Below are 15,372 nucleotides of genomic sequence, written 5' to 3'. Positions count from 1 at the left end.
TCAGGCCTCGTAGGTGGACAGCGACGAGCACGCGCCGCACTTGCCGCAACCGGCCTTGATGTCGGCCGAACGCAGGCCCGCGTCGCGCAGCATCGCGCCGAGCGGCGCGAGCACCGAACGCATGAACTCGGGCGTGGGCGCCGGATGGCTTTCGAGCGGGGTGCCGCTGATCGGCACGAACGGCACCACGAACGGATAAACGCCGCGTGCGACCAGATCGGCCGACATCGCGAGGATCGCCTCGGGCGTATCGCCCAGCCCGGCCAGGATGTAGGTGCTGACCTGCCCGCGCCCGAACACCGCCACCGCCGCGTCGAACGCGTCGAGGTAGCGCGCGATCGGCACGCTGGCCTTGCCCGGCATGATCCGCTCGCGCACCGCGGGCGTAACCGCCTCCAGATGCATGCCGAGCGTGTCGATGCCGCTCGCCTTCATGCGCGCGAACCAGGCATCGTCGTCGGGCGGCTCGCACTGGCCCTGGATCGGCAGATCGACCGCCGCCTTGATCGCGAACGCGCTGTCGCACAGCAGGCTCGCGCCGCGATCGCTGGTGGCCGGCGTGCCGGTGGTCAGCACCATGTGCTTGACGCCGTCGAGCAGCACCGCCGCGCGCGCCACCTCGGCCAGTTGCTCGGGCGTCTTGCGCGCGATGGTGCGGCCCGCCGCGAGCGACTGGCCGATCGAGCAGAACTGGCACATCTTGCGGCGGCTTTCGTAGCGGATGCAGGTTTGCAGCACCGTGGTGGCGAGCACGTCCGCGCCGTGCAGCGTGGCGATCTGCGAATACGGCACGCCGTCGAGCGTCTGCAGCGCGTAGAAGCGCGGATTGGCCGGAAAGCGGATCTCGGCGATCGGAATCGCGCCGCGCGTCAGCGTGCTCGCGCCGAGCGCGTCGGGCGCGCCGGCCACGAACGGCGAATCCCATGCGGTGCTGGTGTGCACCGGCACCATCACGGTCACGCCGTCCACCGTGACGGCCTTGTGATCGGACGGCCCCGCGCCGCCGCGGCGGCTTGCGGCGCCGGCCTTCGGATCGACGAGCCGCAGCCCGACCGACTGCAGTTCAGTGATCAGTTGCCGGCTCTGTGCCGACGGCTTCGCGATGGCGTTCATCGATCGCTCCTTCGAAAGCGGGGAAAGGGGATGCCACGGGGGATGCCACGGCGCTGCCCGGCGCCATCGGCGTGACCGGCATGGCGGGCCGGTCGTTGATCGCGAGACTGAGCAATTCGGGGCGCGCGTAATGGCCCACCGAATCCATCATTCGCTTGCGCTTGGTGATCAGCGACATGTCGAGATCGGCGATCACCAGGCCCTCGCCCTCGCGTAGCGGCGTGGCCAGATGCTGCCCCTCGGGCGAGACGATCGCCGTATGGCAGCCGCCGCGCAGCGCCTTCTGCAATTGCGGGTCGGGCGTGATCGAATGAATCTGCGCGTCCGTCAGCCAACCGGTTGCGTTCACAACGAAACAGCCCGATTCGAGCGCGTGATGGCGGATCGTCACGTCCATCTGCTCGGCGAAGATCGGGCCGACCAGCGAGCCGGGGAACTGCGCGCAATGGATTTCCTCATGCTGCGTCATCAGCGCATAGCGCGCGAGCGGGTTGTAGTGCTCCCAGCAGGCCAGCGCACCCACCCGGCCGATGGCCGTGTGCGCCACCTTCAGGCCCGCCGCGTCGCCCTGCCCCCAGATCATCCGCTCGTGATAGGTCGGCGTGAGCTTGCGGCGCTTGAGGATGATTTGCCCGTCGGCGTCGAACACCAGCTGGGTGTTGTAGAGGCTGCCGTGATCGCGCTCGTTGACGCCGAGCACCACCACCATGCGGTGCAGCCGCGCCCGCTCGGCCACCGCCTGCGTGACCGGCCCCGGCACCACCACCGCGTCCTCGTAGAGCCGCATGTGATCGGCGCCCGCCGCCACCGGCGGCCGGACGAACGAGAAGTACGGGTAATACGGCACGAAGGTTTCCGGGAACACGATCAATTGCACGCCCTCGCGGGCCGCCTGGTCGATCGTGCTGCAAACCTTCTCGAGCGTCCCGGCGGCGCGCTCCAGATCGGGCGCGATCTGGGCGGCGGCGGCGCGAACGATGCGCTTGTGGCTCATGGAAAACTCCGCGCGGCCGTCAGACGGTCCAGGTGTGGATGATCAGTGCGTCTTCCTTGCGATGCAGCAGCTGGATATCGAGCACGTCGAGCGGATTGATCGGGCGAATGCCTTCGATCAGCGAGGCCTCGCCGTGGCCGTACAGCGCCTGCAGCGCGAAGCGGCACGCGTACACCTTGCCGCCTTCCTCCATGAACTTCAAGAGTTGCTTGTTGAAGTTCAGGTGGCCGGGGAACGCTTCGTCGCCAAGCGTCGGGAAGCCGCGTTGCAGGCCGAGCGTCACGCCGGGGCCGTACAGCAGCACCGAGGTTTCGAAGCCCTTGCGTTGCAGGCGCGTGGCCTGCAGCAAGTTCACGAAACCGATCGAGCCCTCGAACGCCACGGTATGGAACGTGACGAGCGCCTTCTCGCCCGGCTCCGCCTTGACGTCCTCGAATACCTTTTCTTCGTAGTCGACCAGTACGTCGCCCTTCTGGTGCTGCGGATGATTGACGGCAGGCATCGTGTTCTCCAAGTGTCTGTGAATGATCGGAAACGCCGGGCCAGGGTTGCCCGGACGCCTTCCATTACGCATGGGACATGCCGTGCCGGCGCACGGCGATGCGATCACTGTCCAATCATCGAGAACGCTGCACTTCGAAACGGTGGCTCACCCGCCGTGCCGGGCGGGCCGGCGGCGCCCTGGAAACGCGCCGCGCCTGCGCATCGCGCACCGCGCTGGCGCAGCGGCATGCGCACCGGCTGTGCGCGCATGCATCAAAACGATACGTGGCGCGATCAATGCAATCGCTTTTCGATTCGGTATCCGATCGATTTTTTTTTGCGTGGATTCGCGTGTTAACGTGAATTGGTGAATTGCATCGACGCCTGGAAACCCCACATGGATCACTCACTCGCTCACTGGTCGAAGCGGCTCGCCGAGAGTCGCAAGCCGGCCTACCTGCTGATTCCCGACCTGATCGAGGAGGATGTGGCGGTGGGGCGGCTCAAGCCGCGCGACCGCATGCCGGGCCTGCGCGAGCTGGCCGACGCGCTGCAACTGAACTACACCACGGTGGCCCGCGCCTACGGCGAGGCGCGCAAGCGCGGGCTGATCGACAGCCGCGCGGGCAGCGGCACGTTCGTGCGCGGGCCGACCCAGACCTTGCCGCTGTCGGGCGGCAGCAGCGTGGAAATGTCGATGAACATGCCGCCCGAGCCGCCCGTGATGGCCGCGCGCCTGACCGATTCGGCCGCCGCGCTGCTGGCCGGCGCCGATCCGTATCAGTTGCTGCGCTATCAGGATTTCGGCGGCGCGCCGGCCGATCGCGCAGCCGGCCGCGCGTGGCTCGGGCGGCGCCTGCCGGGCTGCAACGGCGAGGCCGTGCTGGTGTGCCCCGGCATTCACAGCGCGCTGGTGGCGCTGGTGTCGCTGCTGGCGCGCCCCGGCGACACGCTCGCGCTCGACGTGCTCGCCTACCCCGGCATCAAGGCGATCGCCTCGCAGCTCGGCGTGCGCCTGCAGGCGCTGCCGCGCGACGAGGACGGCCCGCTGCCGCACGCGTTCGAATCGCTCTGCAAGGCGCACAAGCCGGCCGCGTTCTACTGCAACCCCACGTTGCAGAACCCGAGCACGCTGACGATCCCGTTCCGCCGCCGCGAAGCGCTGGCCGACGTGGCGCTGCGCTACAACGTGCCGATCATCGAGGACGACGCCTACGCGATGCTGCCGCAGAACGCGCCGCCGCCGCTCGCGCTGCTCGCGCCCGAGCTGACGTATTACGTGACGGGCATGTCGAAGAACTTCGGCGCCGGCCTGCGGATCGCCTACCTGCTCGCGCCGTCGGCGCGGCAGGCGCAGCGCATCGCCGGCGCGCTGCGCGCCACCACCGTGATGCCGAGCCCGTACACCATGCTGCTGGCCACGCAATGGGTCAACGACGGCACCGTCGCCGCCATGCTCGATGCGATCCGCGCCGAGGGCCGCACGCGTCTGGCGATCGCCGCGCAGGTGCTGCACGACTGGCCGTTCGATGCAAACCCGGACGGCTTTCATCTGTGGCTGCCGATTCCGCCCGATTGCCACCGCTCCGCGCCCGATCTCGCGCAGCAACTGCGCAACCGCGGCGTGGCCGCCGTGGCCGGCGCGGCGTTCTCCACCGACGGCAATCCGCCCAACGCGCTGCGCCTCTGCCTCGGCGGCCCGCAAACGCCCGACGATTGCCGCGAGGCGCTGCGGCTGGTGGCCGACGCGCTCGGCGATCCGCATCATCTGGCGTCGCCGGCCATCTGAGCCGCGCATCCAAACGAAAACGGCGCACCGCCCCGTGAGGAGCGGTGCGCCGTGCGAGGCTGCCGGACGGGCTCGTCAGTTCTTGATCAGTCCTTGGCGAGCGCGCGTTCGATCGACATGTGGGTCGGCATCATGTTGACGTTGGCGTTGTGGATCACCCACAGCGACAGGCCGACGATCACCGCGATCAGGAACCCGGTGCAGATGAAGATGCCGGTGTTGGCGCGCTGGCTGCGCGCCGTGCCGATATGCAGGAAGTAGAACAACTGCACGATCAGCTGCGCGACGCAGGCGATGGTGATGGCGGCCAGGCCGTACTGGCGCGGCACGATATGCGTCATCACCACGCCGAACGACACGAAGGTCAGCAGCACCGACAGCACCATGCCGATGCCATAGCCCTTCAGCGAGCCGTGCGCGGCGTCGTGCCCGTCATGGGCGGCGTGGCCGGAATGCGAATGCGGGCTGGGCTTCATACGAACTCCCGAAGATAGACGAAGGTAAACACGCAGATCCACACCAGATCCAGGAAGTGCCAGAACATGCTGAGGCAGGCCAGGCGGCGCTGCACCATGCCGTTCAGGCCGAACTTCCACACCTGGTGCATCATCACGCCGATCCAGATCAGGCCGCAGGTCACGTGCAGCCCGTGGGTGCCGACCAGGCCGAAGTACGCGGACAGGAACGCGCTGGTTTGCGGGCCGGCGCCGTCGGCCACCAGCTTCGCGAACTCGTGCACTTCCATGCCGATGAAGCCCGCGCCGAACACGAACGTGATCGCGAGCCATGCGATCACCGTGCCGCGCCGGCCACCCTTCATCGCCAGCATCGCGAGGCCGAACGTGAAGCTGCTGACCAGCAGCAGCATGGTTTCGCCGAGCACGTAATCGAGCTCGAACAGGCTCTGCCCCGTCGGGCCGCCGGCCGTGGCGTTGGCGAGCACCCCGAACGTCGCGAACAGCGTCGCGAAGATCAGGCAGTCGCTCATCAGGTAGATCCAGAAGCCGATGGCGGTCTTGCTGCCGTCGTCGTGATGGCCGTGGTCGTGGCCATTGTCGTGGCCGTGTTCAAGGCTATGGGCGCTCATCAGGCCACCTCGGTTTCATTGAGCGGCACGGGAGCGTGACGCTTCAGTTGCGCGAAACGCGCGTTTTCGATCCGCTCGACTTCGGCGGCCGTGACGTAGTAATCCGTATCGGTGTCGTAGGTGCGCGCGAGGAACGTGCCGACCATGCCGATCAGGCCCAGCAACACGAACGGCCACATGTGCCACACGAACGCGAAGCCGAACACGGCGCTGAACGCGGCGATGATCACGCCGGCGCCGGTGTTGCGCGGCATGTGGATAGCTTCGTACTGCTTAGGCTGAACGTAGGCGCGGCCCGATTCCTTGTCGTCCCAGTGTTGTTCCACCGAGGTGATGGTCGGCACGATCGCGAAGTTGTAGAACGGCGCGGGCGACGAGGTCGACCATTCGAGGCTGCGGCCGCCCCAGGGGTCGCCCGTCACGTCGCGCAGCGCATCGCGGCGGCGCACGCTCACATAAATCTGCACCAGCATCGCCAGGATGCCCAGGCCCACGAACACCGCGCCCACCAGCGCGATCACCAGCCAGGGGTGCCATTCCGGCACGGCGTAGTGGTTCATGCGGCGCGTCATGCCCTCGAAGCCGAGCACGTAGAGCGGCGTGAACGCGAGCCAATAACCGATCAGCCAGCACCAGAACGACACCTTGCCCCAGAACTCGTCGAGCGTGAAGCCGAACACCTTCGGGAACCAGAAGCTCACGCCTGCCAGGCAACCGAACACCACGCCGCCGATGATCACGTTATGGAAGTGCGCCACCAGGAACAGGCTGTTGTGCAGCACGAAATCCGCGCCCGGCACGGCCAGCAGCACGCCGGTCATGCCGCCCACGGCGAACGTGATCATGAAGCCGATCGTCCACAGGGTGGCGCTGTGATAGCGGATGCGGCCGCGATACATCGTGAACAGCCAGTTGAACAGCTTCACGCCGGTCGGGATCGAGATGATGGTCGTCATGATCCCGAAGAATGCATTGACGTTCGCGCCCGAGCCCATCGTGAAGAAGTGGTGCAGCCACACGAAGAACGACAGCACGCCGATCGAGGCCGTGGCGTACACCATCGACTTGTAGCCGAACAGCGGCTTGCCCGAGAACGTCGCGATGATCTCCGAGAACGCACCGAACGCCGGCAGGATCAGGATGTACACCTCGGGGTGGCCCCAGACCCAAATCAGGTTGATGTACATCATCGCGTTGCCGCCGAGCTCGTTCGTGAAGAAGTGCATGCCGAGATAGCGGTCGGCCGTCAGCAGCGCGAGCGTGCCCGTCAGCACCGGGAACACGGCGACGATCAGGATGTTGGTGATCAGCGCGGTCCACACGAACACCGGCATCTGCATGAGCTTTTGCGTCGGCGCGCGCATGCGCAGGATCGTCACGATGAAGTTGATGCCGGTCAGCGTGGTGCCGAGGCCCGATATCTGCAACGACCAGATGTAGTAATCCACCCCGACCGTCGGGCTGTAGCCCAGCTCCGAGAGCGGCGGATACGCCACCCAGCCGGTCGCCGCGAAATCGCCGACGAACATCGAGATCATCACCAGCCCCGCGCCCACCACCGCGAACCAGAAGCTCAAGGAGTTGAGGAACGGATAGGCCACGTCGCGCGCGCCGATCTGCAGCGGCACCACCACGTTCATCAGGCCGATGATCAGCGGCGTCGCCACGAAGAAGATCATGATCACGCCGTGCGCCGTGAAGATCTGATCGTAGTGATGCGGCGGCAGGTAGCCGGCCGCGTCGTTGTTCGCGACGGCCTGCTGGGCGCGCATCATGATCGCGTCCGCGAAGCCGCGCAGCAGCATTACGATCGCCATCACGATATACATCACGCCGATCTTTTTATGGTCCACCGAGGTGAACCATTCGCGCCACAAGTACGTCCACTTGCCCGCGTAGGTGATCGCGCCGAACAGCGCCGCACCGAGCACGAGCACCACCGCGAGCGTGCCCATGATGATGGGTTCGTGCCAGGGTATGGCATCGAGAGTGAGCTTTCCAAACATGATGATTACCGGGTAGCCAGAAGGGGCGAGCGCGCGCCGCCGGAAGAAAGGGAAATCGAAGCCGCGTCGGCCGACTTGATGGTTGTCGCCACCACGCCCGGCTCCGCCGCCGTGCAACTCGGGTTGGCCGAACCGGCCCGCATCGAGGCGGCGACGACGTTGTCGAACAGGTCGGGCACCACGCTCGCGTACAGCGTCGGCGCGTTCTTCTCGCTCGGTTGCGCGAGCCGTGCGTAGGCGGCCGCGTCGAGCGAGACGGCCGACTGGCGGGCGCGCGCCACCCAGGCGTCGAACTCGCCGCGGCTGGTCGCGTGGGTCTTGAAGTGCATGTCCGAGAAGCCCGGGCCGCTGAACGCCGCCGACTGGCCCAGATACGTGCCGGCTTCATCGGCGATCAGGTGCAGGCGCGTCTGCATGCTCGGCATCGCGTAGACCTGCGTGCCGAGCTGCGGAATGAAGAACGAATTCATCAGCGATTCGGCCGTCAGCCGGAAATCGACCGGCGTGCCCACCGGCACCGCCAGTTCGTTGACCGAAGCAATGCCGTAGTCGGGGTAGATGAACAGCCACTTCCAGTTCAGCGCCACCACGTCCACCCGCACCGGCTTCTCGCGCGATTCGATCGGCTTGTAGGGATCGAGGCTCAGCGTCGTGCGCCAGATCAGCATCGCGAGCACCACCACGATCACGCACGGGATGGTCCACACCACCACTTCGATCGCGGTCGAATGCGACCAGCGCGGCGCGTAGGTCGCGCTGCGGTTCGTGGCGCGGTAGTGCCACGCGAACCACAGCGTGAGCGCGATCACCGGGATCACGACCAGCAGCATCAGGCCCAGCGCGATCAGGATCAGGTGCTTTTCCTGCACGCCGATATCGCCCTTCGGGTTCATCAGCACGCTGCTGCAACCGCCGAGCAGCAACAGCGCGGCGGCCGGCAGCGTGCGCATGGCGGCGGCCAGCGGGGAGGCGTGGGAAGACGGGGATTGCGGTGGCCCGGATTCGACACCGGGCGGGGTTCGGGAAGATGGTGTGCGCATGGATTGTCCGTGTTGGCTTGACGCGCAAACCTGCCCATCCGCATCGATGCCCGTTCGTGCCGGCCCCCGGAACGCGCGGCCGGCATGGCCGTGCATACAAATACCTTATGTATGGATTTACGCGCTTCGATGTCGGATGGTAGAGTAAGACATGACACACACATACCGCGACAGAATGCCGCAAAATCTTTCGGAACCCTCACATGTATGGCAAGACGCGCTGGCCGATGGCCGGGGGCCGCGTTACTTGCAGATCGTCACGTTCATCGAGCGGGCGATTGCCGACGGCCGCTTGCAACCGGGCGACCGCGTGCCGCCGCAACGGCAGATCGCCGCGCTGCTCGGCGTCGACCTGACCACCGTCACGCGCGGCTTCAACGAGGCGCGCAGCCGCCATCTGCTCGAATCGCGCGGGCCGCTCGGCACGTTCGTGGCGGCGCCGAAGGTGGAATTGGCGCAGCGCGTGGATCTCAGCATGAACATCCCCCCGCCGCCGGCCGGCGTCGACCTGGAGATGCTGCTGCGGCGAGGCATGTCGCAGGTGCTGATGCGCAGCGACATCGACCTGCTGATGACCTATCACCTCGGCGGCGGCAGCGAGGCCGACCGCGACACCGCCGTCGGCTGGCTGCGGCCGATGCTCGGCGAGGTGCCGCGCGCGCGGGTGGTCGTCAGCCCCGGCGCGCAGGCCACGCTGGCCGCGCTGATCGTGTCGATGACCGCGCCCGGCGACACGGTCGCCTGCGAACCGCTCGTCTACCCGGGGCTGCCGCTGGCGGCCACGCAACTGGGGCGCGTCGCGCGTCCGATCGAGACCGACGCGCAGGGCATGCGGCCCGACGCGCTCGACGCCGCCTGCCGCGAGCCGCAAGGCAGCGCGGTGCGGCTCATCTACCTGAACCCGACGTTGCAGAACCCGACCGGCGCGACCCTGCCGGCCGCGCGCCGGCAGGAGTTGCTGGCCGTGGCGCTGCGGCACGGCGTGCGCATCGTCGAGGACGATCCGTATTGGCTGTTCGCGCCCGACGCGCCGCCGCCGCTCGCGCGGATCGCGCCGGGCCAGGTCGTGTACGTGTCGACCTTGTCGAAATGCCTGTCGCCGGGGCTGCGCACCGCGTTCGTCGCGCTGCCCGACGAGGCGTTGCGCGATGCGTTCCTGACCGCGCTGCGCTCGTTTTCGCTGATGTCGCCGCCGCTGACCAATGCGCTCGTCACGCAATGGATCAACGACGGCTCGGCCGCGCAGGTGCTCGACGGCGTGCGCGCCGAGGCGCGCGAACGGCTGCGCGCCGCCGCGCAGATGCTCGGCACCACGGGCGGCTGCGAGGCCGGCATTCATCTCTGGTATCCGCTGCCGAGTTACTGGGCGCCCGGTGAGCTGGCCGGGGCGGCCGGTGCCGAAGGGCTGGCGGTGGCGCCGTCCACGGCGTTTTACCTGGGCGCGAACGCGCCGAACGCGATTCGCGTGTCGCTCGGGGCCACGCCCGATCGCACGCAACTGCATGCGGCGCTGCGGCGGCTGTCGCTGCTGCTGGCGAGCGATGTGTCGAGCGGGCGGGGGTTGATCGTTTGAGGTGGGGAAACGAAACGGGCCGGGGAAGCGTGGAAGCTTTCCCCGGCCCGTTTGGCATGTGTCGATCGGTCGGGTTGACGCGCCGGTGTGCGAATCGGGGCGCGAAGACATCAGGGGATGAGCAGGAGCGTGCGGGACAGCCGGCGATGCGCCGAACATTGCGTCAAGAGGCATGCCGGCCAAAGCCGACACGCCGCCGAACGCCGCCTGCTGCGAGACCGGCATTTCGTGGCCCGCAACATCGCCCTTTCCGCCATCCGTGCCTGCATTTGCGCTTGCATCCGGCGCGCCATGGCGGGCGACGCACCGCTGCCACTCGTCTGCCTCACGAAGCTTGCCGCTTCGCAATGCATCGGCATTCTCCTGTCGTTATCGCTTGTCGGCACGGGGGGCGGAAATAACGCGCGCAGATGGTCGGGGAGGATGCTTAAGCGAAACTTAAGAAAGCGCAGAGAAAGGCGCATGGGGAAAAAGTGTCGGAAGAAGGGTTCATTCTCACGCCTCCTCGGAACCCTTCATGGAACCCTCCAAACAACCCTTCACGATAAAAATAATCTCTATACAAAATAAATAGTTATGGCAGAATTTCGGCTACACGAAACCCTCCATTTCTCCCTCCACCGAGCCAGCCAGAAGCGCATATGACGACCACCGCGACATTCCAGCCCCTATTTCCGGAAAATCGCGTTCTGAATGGTTCGATCGAGCGCGCATCGGCACTGATCGACAAGACGCAACAGCTATTGAAAGTCGACGGCACCCCGTTGGCAGCGGCCCTCGCGCCACGGCTGCGCAGCATGAATTCGTATTACACGAACAAGATCGAGGGGCAACACACCCCCCCGCCAAGATCGAGGCCGCACTGCGGCGCGAGTATTCGCCCGATGTCGATGATTTTCGAAAGCAGCATATGGCCATTGCCCATATCCGCGCCGAATCGGAACTGGAAGCCGAATGGCGGGACATGTCGGTGCCGCAGCTATTCGACCCGGCCCGGGTACGCGAGATTCACGCACGGTTCTTTGTCGCCATGCCGGAAGCACTGCGCGTGACGCCGGATGGCGATCCGATCGTGCCCGGTGCGCTGCGCGACAAGGATGTCACCGTCGGGCGGCATACCGCGCCCGAAGTCGACATGATCGAACCGCTGTTGGCCGAGTGGAGCCTGGGTTATCGGTTCATCCGCCCGCGCGAGCTTCAGTTGATCGCGATTGCATGCTCGCATCATCGATTGGCCTGGGTTCACCCGTTTATCGACGGCAACGGCCGCGTCTGCCGTTTGCATTCGCATCTCGCGCTGAACGCGGCAGGCTTGACCCGGGGCCTCTGGTCGCCGCTTCGCGGCTTTGCACGAAGCCACGAAGCCTATTACACCCGGTTGGCCGACGCCGATATGACCCGTCGAAACGATCTCGATGGCCGAGGCAATCTTTCGCAGGAAGGCTTGATCCGCTTTGTCGATTACTTCCTCGATTGCTGCCTCGATCAAGTCGATTTCATGCTGAAGATGATCGACGCCGGCGGCTTTGCCCAGCGCTTGAAGGATCTCCTGCAATATCTCGAAGCCAACCCGTGGCAAATCGGCTCGGAGAAATCCGTCATCCGAGCCGCGCAAGCTGCACTACCGCTCGAATTCATCGCATTGCAACGCCCGTTACCCCGCGCGGATTTCGCGCGGATGCTCGGTGAAGGCGAAACCACCGGCCGTCGCGTCATCCGCAGCCTGCTCGATTTCGGCATTCTGAAATCCACCTCGCATCGAGACGACTTGTCGTTCGATCTGCCGCTGCAAAGCCTGCGCTTCGTTTTTCCGCGCCTCTGGCCGGAAGTGGATACCGAATAACGCCTTATCCGTCCCCCCGCCCCTCCATCGCAAACGCCCGAAACCGCTCCACCGCCGGGCTGTCCCGCTCCACCCGCCAGCCCAGATCCAGATCCGCCACCGCGTCGCGCGCCCACAGCGGCCGGAACGTCACGTCGCGCATGCCCAGTTCGCGCGCCGAGGCCGGCACGATCGACACGCCGATCCCCGCGCGCACCAGCGTCAGCACCGTATGCGTCTGGTCGAGCTGCTGCGCCACGTCGACATACACGCCCGCCTCCGTCAGCAGCGCCAGCACGCGATCGTGGAAATACTTGCCGCCGTCGGCCGAATACATGACGAACGGCTGGCCGGCCAGATCGGCCGCGGCAATCGTCTTGCGGCGCGTGAGCGGATGCGCGGCCGGCAGCACCACCATCAGCGGTTCGCGCGCGAGCCGCGCCGTGACGATCTCCGGGTCGGCCGACGGCGCGCGCAGGATCCCGATATCGATCGCGCGCGCCTTCAGCGCCTCGATCTGCACCACCGACACCATCTCCTTGAGCACCAGCCGGATGCCCGGCAACTGCACGCGCGCCGCCGCCAGCAGTTCGGGCACCAGCCGGTAGCCGGCCACCGCCGTGAAGCCCACCGTCACCTGCCCCTCGTCGCCGCGCGCCACGCGCCGGGCCGCGTCGGCGGCCTGGTCGGTCAGGCGAAGGATGCGCTGCGCATCGTCGTAGTAGCCGCGCCCGGCCGCGGTCAGCTTCACGCTGCGGCTGTTGCGCTCGAACAGCAGCAGCCCGAGCGATTCCTCCAGCAACTGGATCTGCCGGCTCAGCGGCGGCTGCGTCATGAACAGCCGCGCGGCGGCCCGGCCGAAGTGCAATTCCTCGGCCACGGCCACGAAACAACGCAGATGATTGAGTTCGACGTTCATTCCAATTTTTGTATTGATCGATGCGGAATATAGCTTAGACCTCGATCGATCGCCTGCCTATACTCGTTCGCACAGGGCCGCCCTCGCCCCTTGCCTGCCGGCGCGCCGCCGATTCCCATTTCAAGCCGTTCGAGACACCACCCGCCATGCCGTTCGACATCCTGCTGATCAACCCCGTCCTGCCCTCGCTCGAGCGCCAACTGGCCGAGCGCTACACGCTGCATCGCTACTACGAGCACGCGGAGCCGGCCGGCTACCTGCGCGAGATCGGCGCGCGGATCCAGGGCGTGGTCACGGGCGGCGCCTCCGGCATCCGCAATGCGGTGATGGACCAGTTGCCGAACCTGAAGATCGTCGCGATCAACGGCATCGGCACCGACGCCGTCGATCTCGACTACGCGCGCGAACGCGGCCTGCATGTCTCGACCACGCCCGGCGTGCTGACCGACGACGTGGCCGACCTCGCGATCGGCCTGCTGCTGTCGGCCTGCCGCGGCCTCTGCGTGGGCGACCGCCACGTGCGCGACGGCCAGTGGGGCAAGGCGCCGGGGCTGCCGCTCGCACGCAAGTTCAGCGGCATGCGGGTGGGCATCGTCGGGCTGGGCCGGGTGGGCCGCGCGATCGCCGCGCGCGCCGCCGCGTTCGGCTGCCCGATCGCCTACACCGACCTGCGCGAGCTGCCCGACGCGCCGTACCGCTTCGTCGCCGATCTCGCGCAACTGGCCACCGACAGCGACGCATTGGTGCTGGCGGCCTCGGCCGACAACGCCGAAGGCATCGTCGATACGCGCGTGCTCGACGCGCTCGGCCCCGATGGCTATCTGATCAACGTGGCGCGCGGCAAGCTGGTCAACGAGGCGGACCTGGTGCGCGCGCTGGCCGACGGCCGCATTGCGGGCGCCGGGCTCGACGTGTTCGTGGACGAGCCGAACGCACCCGCAGAATTGTTCGGCATGCAGAACGTGGTGCTGCAACCGCATCGCGCCAGCGCGACGGTGCAGACCCGCGAGGCGATGGGCGCGATCGTGCTCGACAGCCTCGCCGCCAGTTTCGCCGGCCGCCGGCCCGATACGAGCGTCACGCCGTGACGCGCCGGGCCGTACAACCACGGCAATAAGCAGAATCAGGCAGAACCAGGCAGCACCATCCCGCCAAATCAGGGAGGAGACACATGAAAAGCATCGACATCACGACGTCGAAGGCCGCGGCCGCCAGCGAGCGCATCGGCCATTTCCGTTACTGGATCCTGGCGCTGATCTTCAGCGTCACCGTCCTCAACTACGCCGACCGCGCCACGCTCTCGATCGCCGGCACCTTCGTCTCGAAGGATCTCGGCCTCTCGCCGAGCGCGCTCGGCATCGTGTTCTCCGCGTTCGGCTGGGCCTATGCGATCGGGCAGATTCCGGGCGGCTGGCTGCTCGACCGGTTCGGCGCGCGCCGCGTGTACGGCGCGAGCATCGTGCTGTGGTCGGTGTTCACGATGGCGCAAGGCAGCGTGTCGCTGTTCGGCAGCGCGGCCAGCGCCACCGTCGCGCTGTTCGTGATGCGCTTCATGCTCGGCCTGGTCGAATCGCCGGCCTTCCCCGGCAATGCGCGAATCGTGGCGACCTGGTTCCCGACCAACGAGCGCGGCACCGCCAGCGCGCTGTTCAACTCGGCGCAGTATCTGGCCGTGGTGATCTTCACGCCGCTGATGGCCGGGCTGACGCACGCGTTCGGCTGGCATCAGGTGTTCTTCTTCATGGGCGCGCTCGGCCTAGCGATGGCGGTGCTGTGGTTCGCCGTGCTGCGCGACCCCGGCTCGCACCCGCGCATGAGCCGCGCCGAGTTCGACCATATCGCCGCCAACGGCGCGCTGGTGAGCCTCGACGGCGCCCAGGCCGGCACCCGCCGCCGCTTCACGCGCCGCGAGATCGGCGCGCTGTTCACCAGCCGCACGCTGTGGGCCGTCTATATCGGCCAGTACTGCATCACCGCGCTGACCTACTTCTTCATCACCTGGTTTCCGATCTATCTCGTCAAGGCGCGCGGCATGAACATCATGACCGTGGGCTTCGTGGCGGCGCTGCCGGCGATCTGCGGCTTCAGCGGCGGCGTGCTCGGCGGGCTGCTGTCGGATTTCCTGATCCGGCGCGGCTGCTCCACCTCGGTGGCGCGCAAGACGCCGTTCATGATCGGCATGGCGCTCGCCACCTCGCTGATGCTCGCGCCGTGGGCCGAATCGGACACGATGGTGGTGGTGCTGGTGTCGCTGGCGTTCTTCGGCAAGGGCCTCGGCGCGATCGGCTGGGCCGTGCTCGCCGACGTCGCGCCGCGCGACATGACCGGCCTGAGCGGCGGCATCTTCAACGGCATCGGCAACACGGCCGGCATCGTCACGCCGCTCGTGATCGGCTTCGTGGTGGCCACCACCGGCTCGTTCGACCGCGCGCTGTGGTTCGTCGGCGCGCACGGGATCGTCGCGATCCTCGCCTACGGCCTGCTGGCCGGCAAGCTGCGGCGGGTCGAACTGCCCGCCTGACGCGCGCCGCGTGCCGGCTGCGTCA

Annotated in this window: 13 protein-coding genes; 5 read left to right on the top strand and 8 right to left on the bottom strand. The window is 67.0% G+C overall.

Annotated elements, in window-relative coordinates:
- The 3 genes from AB4850_RS01895 to AB4850_RS01885 are packed head-to-tail and all read right to left on the bottom strand — an operon-like array spanning window position 1 to window position 2,609.
- Window positions 1-1,113, bottom strand: a complete 1,113-nt coding sequence (locus AB4850_RS01895; protein ID WP_414440934.1) for an MSMEG_0568 family radical SAM protein — start codon at window positions 1,111-1,113, stop codon at window positions 1-3.
- Window positions 1,064-2,107 (bottom strand): Nit6803 family nitrilase, encoded by a 1,044-nt coding sequence (locus AB4850_RS01890; protein WP_414440933.1) that lies wholly within the window; start codon window positions 2,105-2,107, stop codon window positions 1,064-1,066. Before AB4850_RS01890 ends, AB4850_RS01895 begins: the two co-directional genes overlap by 50 nt.
- 19 nt (window positions 2,108-2,126) lie before the next feature.
- Window positions 2,127-2,609 carry an MSMEG_0572/Sll0783 family nitrogen starvation response protein gene (locus AB4850_RS01885; protein ID WP_414440932.1) on the bottom strand — a complete coding sequence of 161 codons (483 nt, stop codon included), beginning with the start codon at window positions 2,607-2,609 and terminating at the stop codon, window positions 2,127-2,129.
- A gap of 378 nt (window positions 2,610-2,987) precedes the next feature.
- Between AB4850_RS01885 and AB4850_RS01880 the strand changes: the two genes are divergently transcribed.
- Window positions 2,988-4,379, top strand: a complete 1,392-nt coding sequence (locus AB4850_RS01880; protein WP_414440931.1) for a PLP-dependent aminotransferase family protein — start codon at window positions 2,988-2,990, stop codon at window positions 4,377-4,379.
- Between the two features lie 86 nt (window positions 4,380-4,465).
- Here AB4850_RS01880 and cyoD read toward each other — a convergent pair whose 3' ends face one another.
- The 4 genes from cyoD to cyoA are packed head-to-tail and all read right to left on the bottom strand — an operon-like array spanning window position 4,466 to window position 8,422.
- The gene (gene cyoD, locus AB4850_RS01875; protein ID WP_414440930.1) at window positions 4,466-4,855 is read right to left on the bottom strand and encodes a cytochrome o ubiquinol oxidase subunit IV; all 390 of its coding nucleotides are present in this window, start codon (window positions 4,853-4,855) and stop codon (window positions 4,466-4,468) included.
- A complete protein-coding gene (cyoC, locus tag AB4850_RS01870) occupies window positions 4,852-5,466 on the bottom strand; it encodes a cytochrome o ubiquinol oxidase subunit III (RefSeq protein WP_414440929.1) in 615 nt (204 codons plus the stop codon). Before cyoC ends, cyoD begins: the two co-directional genes overlap by 4 nt.
- On the bottom strand, window positions 5,466-7,472 hold the full coding sequence (gene cyoB / locus AB4850_RS01865) for a cytochrome o ubiquinol oxidase subunit I (RefSeq protein ID WP_414440928.1): 2,007 nt from the start codon (window positions 7,470-7,472) through the stop codon (window positions 5,466-5,468). The genes cyoC and cyoB overlap by 1 nt, the downstream gene beginning before the upstream one ends.
- A 5-nt stretch (window positions 7,473-7,477) precedes the next feature.
- Window positions 7,478-8,422, bottom strand: coding sequence for a ubiquinol oxidase subunit II (cyoA, locus tag AB4850_RS01860; RefSeq protein WP_414440927.1), 945 nt, complete (start codon window positions 8,420-8,422; stop codon window positions 7,478-7,480).
- 265 nt (window positions 8,423-8,687) lie between these two features.
- Between cyoA and AB4850_RS01855 the strand changes: the two genes are divergently transcribed.
- The gene (locus AB4850_RS01855) at window positions 8,688-10,085 is read left to right on the top strand and encodes a PLP-dependent aminotransferase family protein (protein ID WP_414440926.1); all 1,398 of its coding nucleotides are present in this window, start codon (window positions 8,688-8,690) and stop codon (window positions 10,083-10,085) included.
- A 910-nt stretch (window positions 10,086-10,995) separates the two neighbouring features.
- Window positions 10,996-11,928, top strand: coding sequence for a Fic family protein (locus AB4850_RS01850; protein WP_414440925.1), 933 nt, complete (start codon window positions 10,996-10,998; stop codon window positions 11,926-11,928).
- Window positions 11,929-11,932: 4 nt separating this feature from the next.
- Here AB4850_RS01850 and AB4850_RS01845 read toward each other — a convergent pair whose 3' ends face one another.
- On the bottom strand, window positions 11,933-12,826 hold the full coding sequence (locus tag AB4850_RS01845) for a LysR family transcriptional regulator (RefSeq protein ID WP_414440924.1): 894 nt from the start codon (window positions 12,824-12,826) through the stop codon (window positions 11,933-11,935).
- Window positions 12,827-12,972: 146 nt separating this feature from the next.
- Between AB4850_RS01845 and AB4850_RS01840 the strand changes: the two genes are divergently transcribed.
- Together AB4850_RS01840 and AB4850_RS01835 are read left to right on the top strand one after the other, a co-directional pair.
- Window positions 12,973-13,914, top strand: coding sequence for a 2-hydroxyacid dehydrogenase (locus AB4850_RS01840; RefSeq protein WP_414440923.1), 942 nt, complete (start codon window positions 12,973-12,975; stop codon window positions 13,912-13,914).
- 83 nt (window positions 13,915-13,997) lie between these two features.
- Entirely contained in the window at window positions 13,998-15,347 is a 1,350-nt protein-coding gene (locus tag AB4850_RS01835; RefSeq protein ID WP_414440922.1) for an MFS transporter, read from the top strand.
- The last annotated feature ends 25 nt before the right edge of the window (window positions 15,348-15,372 follow it).

Source organism: Burkholderia sp. 22PA0106, assembly GCF_047497155.1.
Taxonomy (GTDB): Bacteria; Pseudomonadota; Gammaproteobacteria; order Burkholderiales; family Burkholderiaceae; genus Burkholderia.
Note: the sequence above shows the minus strand (reverse complement) of the source record. Positions and strands in the feature narration are given on the sequence as shown.

Bases quoted from the DNA above. Each gene is read 5' to 3' on its own strand.
- AB4850_RS01895 (WP_414440934.1), bottom strand. From the start codon at position 1,113: ATGAACGCCATCGCGAAGCCGTCGGCACAGAGCCGGCAACTGATCACT.
- AB4850_RS01890 (WP_414440933.1), bottom strand. From the start codon at position 2,107: ATGAGCCACAAGCGCATCGTTCGCGCCGCCGCCGCCCAGATCGCGCCC.
- AB4850_RS01885 (WP_414440932.1), bottom strand. From the start codon at position 2,609: ATGCCTGCCGTCAATCATCCGCAGCACCAGAAGGGCGACGTACTGGTC.
- AB4850_RS01880 (WP_414440931.1), top strand. From the start codon at position 2,988: ATGGATCACTCACTCGCTCACTGGTCGAAGCGGCTCGCCGAGAGTCGC.
- cyoD (WP_414440930.1), bottom strand. From the start codon at position 4,855: ATGAAGCCCAGCCCGCATTCGCATTCCGGCCACGCCGCCCATGACGGG.
- cyoC (WP_414440929.1), bottom strand. From the start codon at position 5,466: ATGAGCGCCCATAGCCTTGAACACGGCCACGACAATGGCCACGACCAC.
- cyoB (WP_414440928.1), bottom strand. From the start codon at position 7,472: ATGTTTGGAAAGCTCACTCTCGATGCCATACCCTGGCACGAACCCATC.
- cyoA (WP_414440927.1), bottom strand. From the start codon at position 8,422: ATGCGCACGCTGCCGGCCGCCGCGCTGTTGCTGCTCGGCGGTTGCAGC.
- AB4850_RS01855 (WP_414440926.1), top strand. From the start codon at position 8,688: ATGCCGCAAAATCTTTCGGAACCCTCACATGTATGGCAAGACGCGCTG.
- AB4850_RS01850 (WP_414440925.1), top strand. From the start codon at position 10,996: ATGGCCATTGCCCATATCCGCGCCGAATCGGAACTGGAAGCCGAATGG.
- AB4850_RS01845 (WP_414440924.1), bottom strand. From the start codon at position 12,826: ATGAACGTCGAACTCAATCATCTGCGTTGTTTCGTGGCCGTGGCCGAG.
- AB4850_RS01840 (WP_414440923.1), top strand. From the start codon at position 12,973: ATGCCGTTCGACATCCTGCTGATCAACCCCGTCCTGCCCTCGCTCGAG.
- AB4850_RS01835 (WP_414440922.1), top strand. From the start codon at position 13,998: ATGAAAAGCATCGACATCACGACGTCGAAGGCCGCGGCCGCCAGCGAG.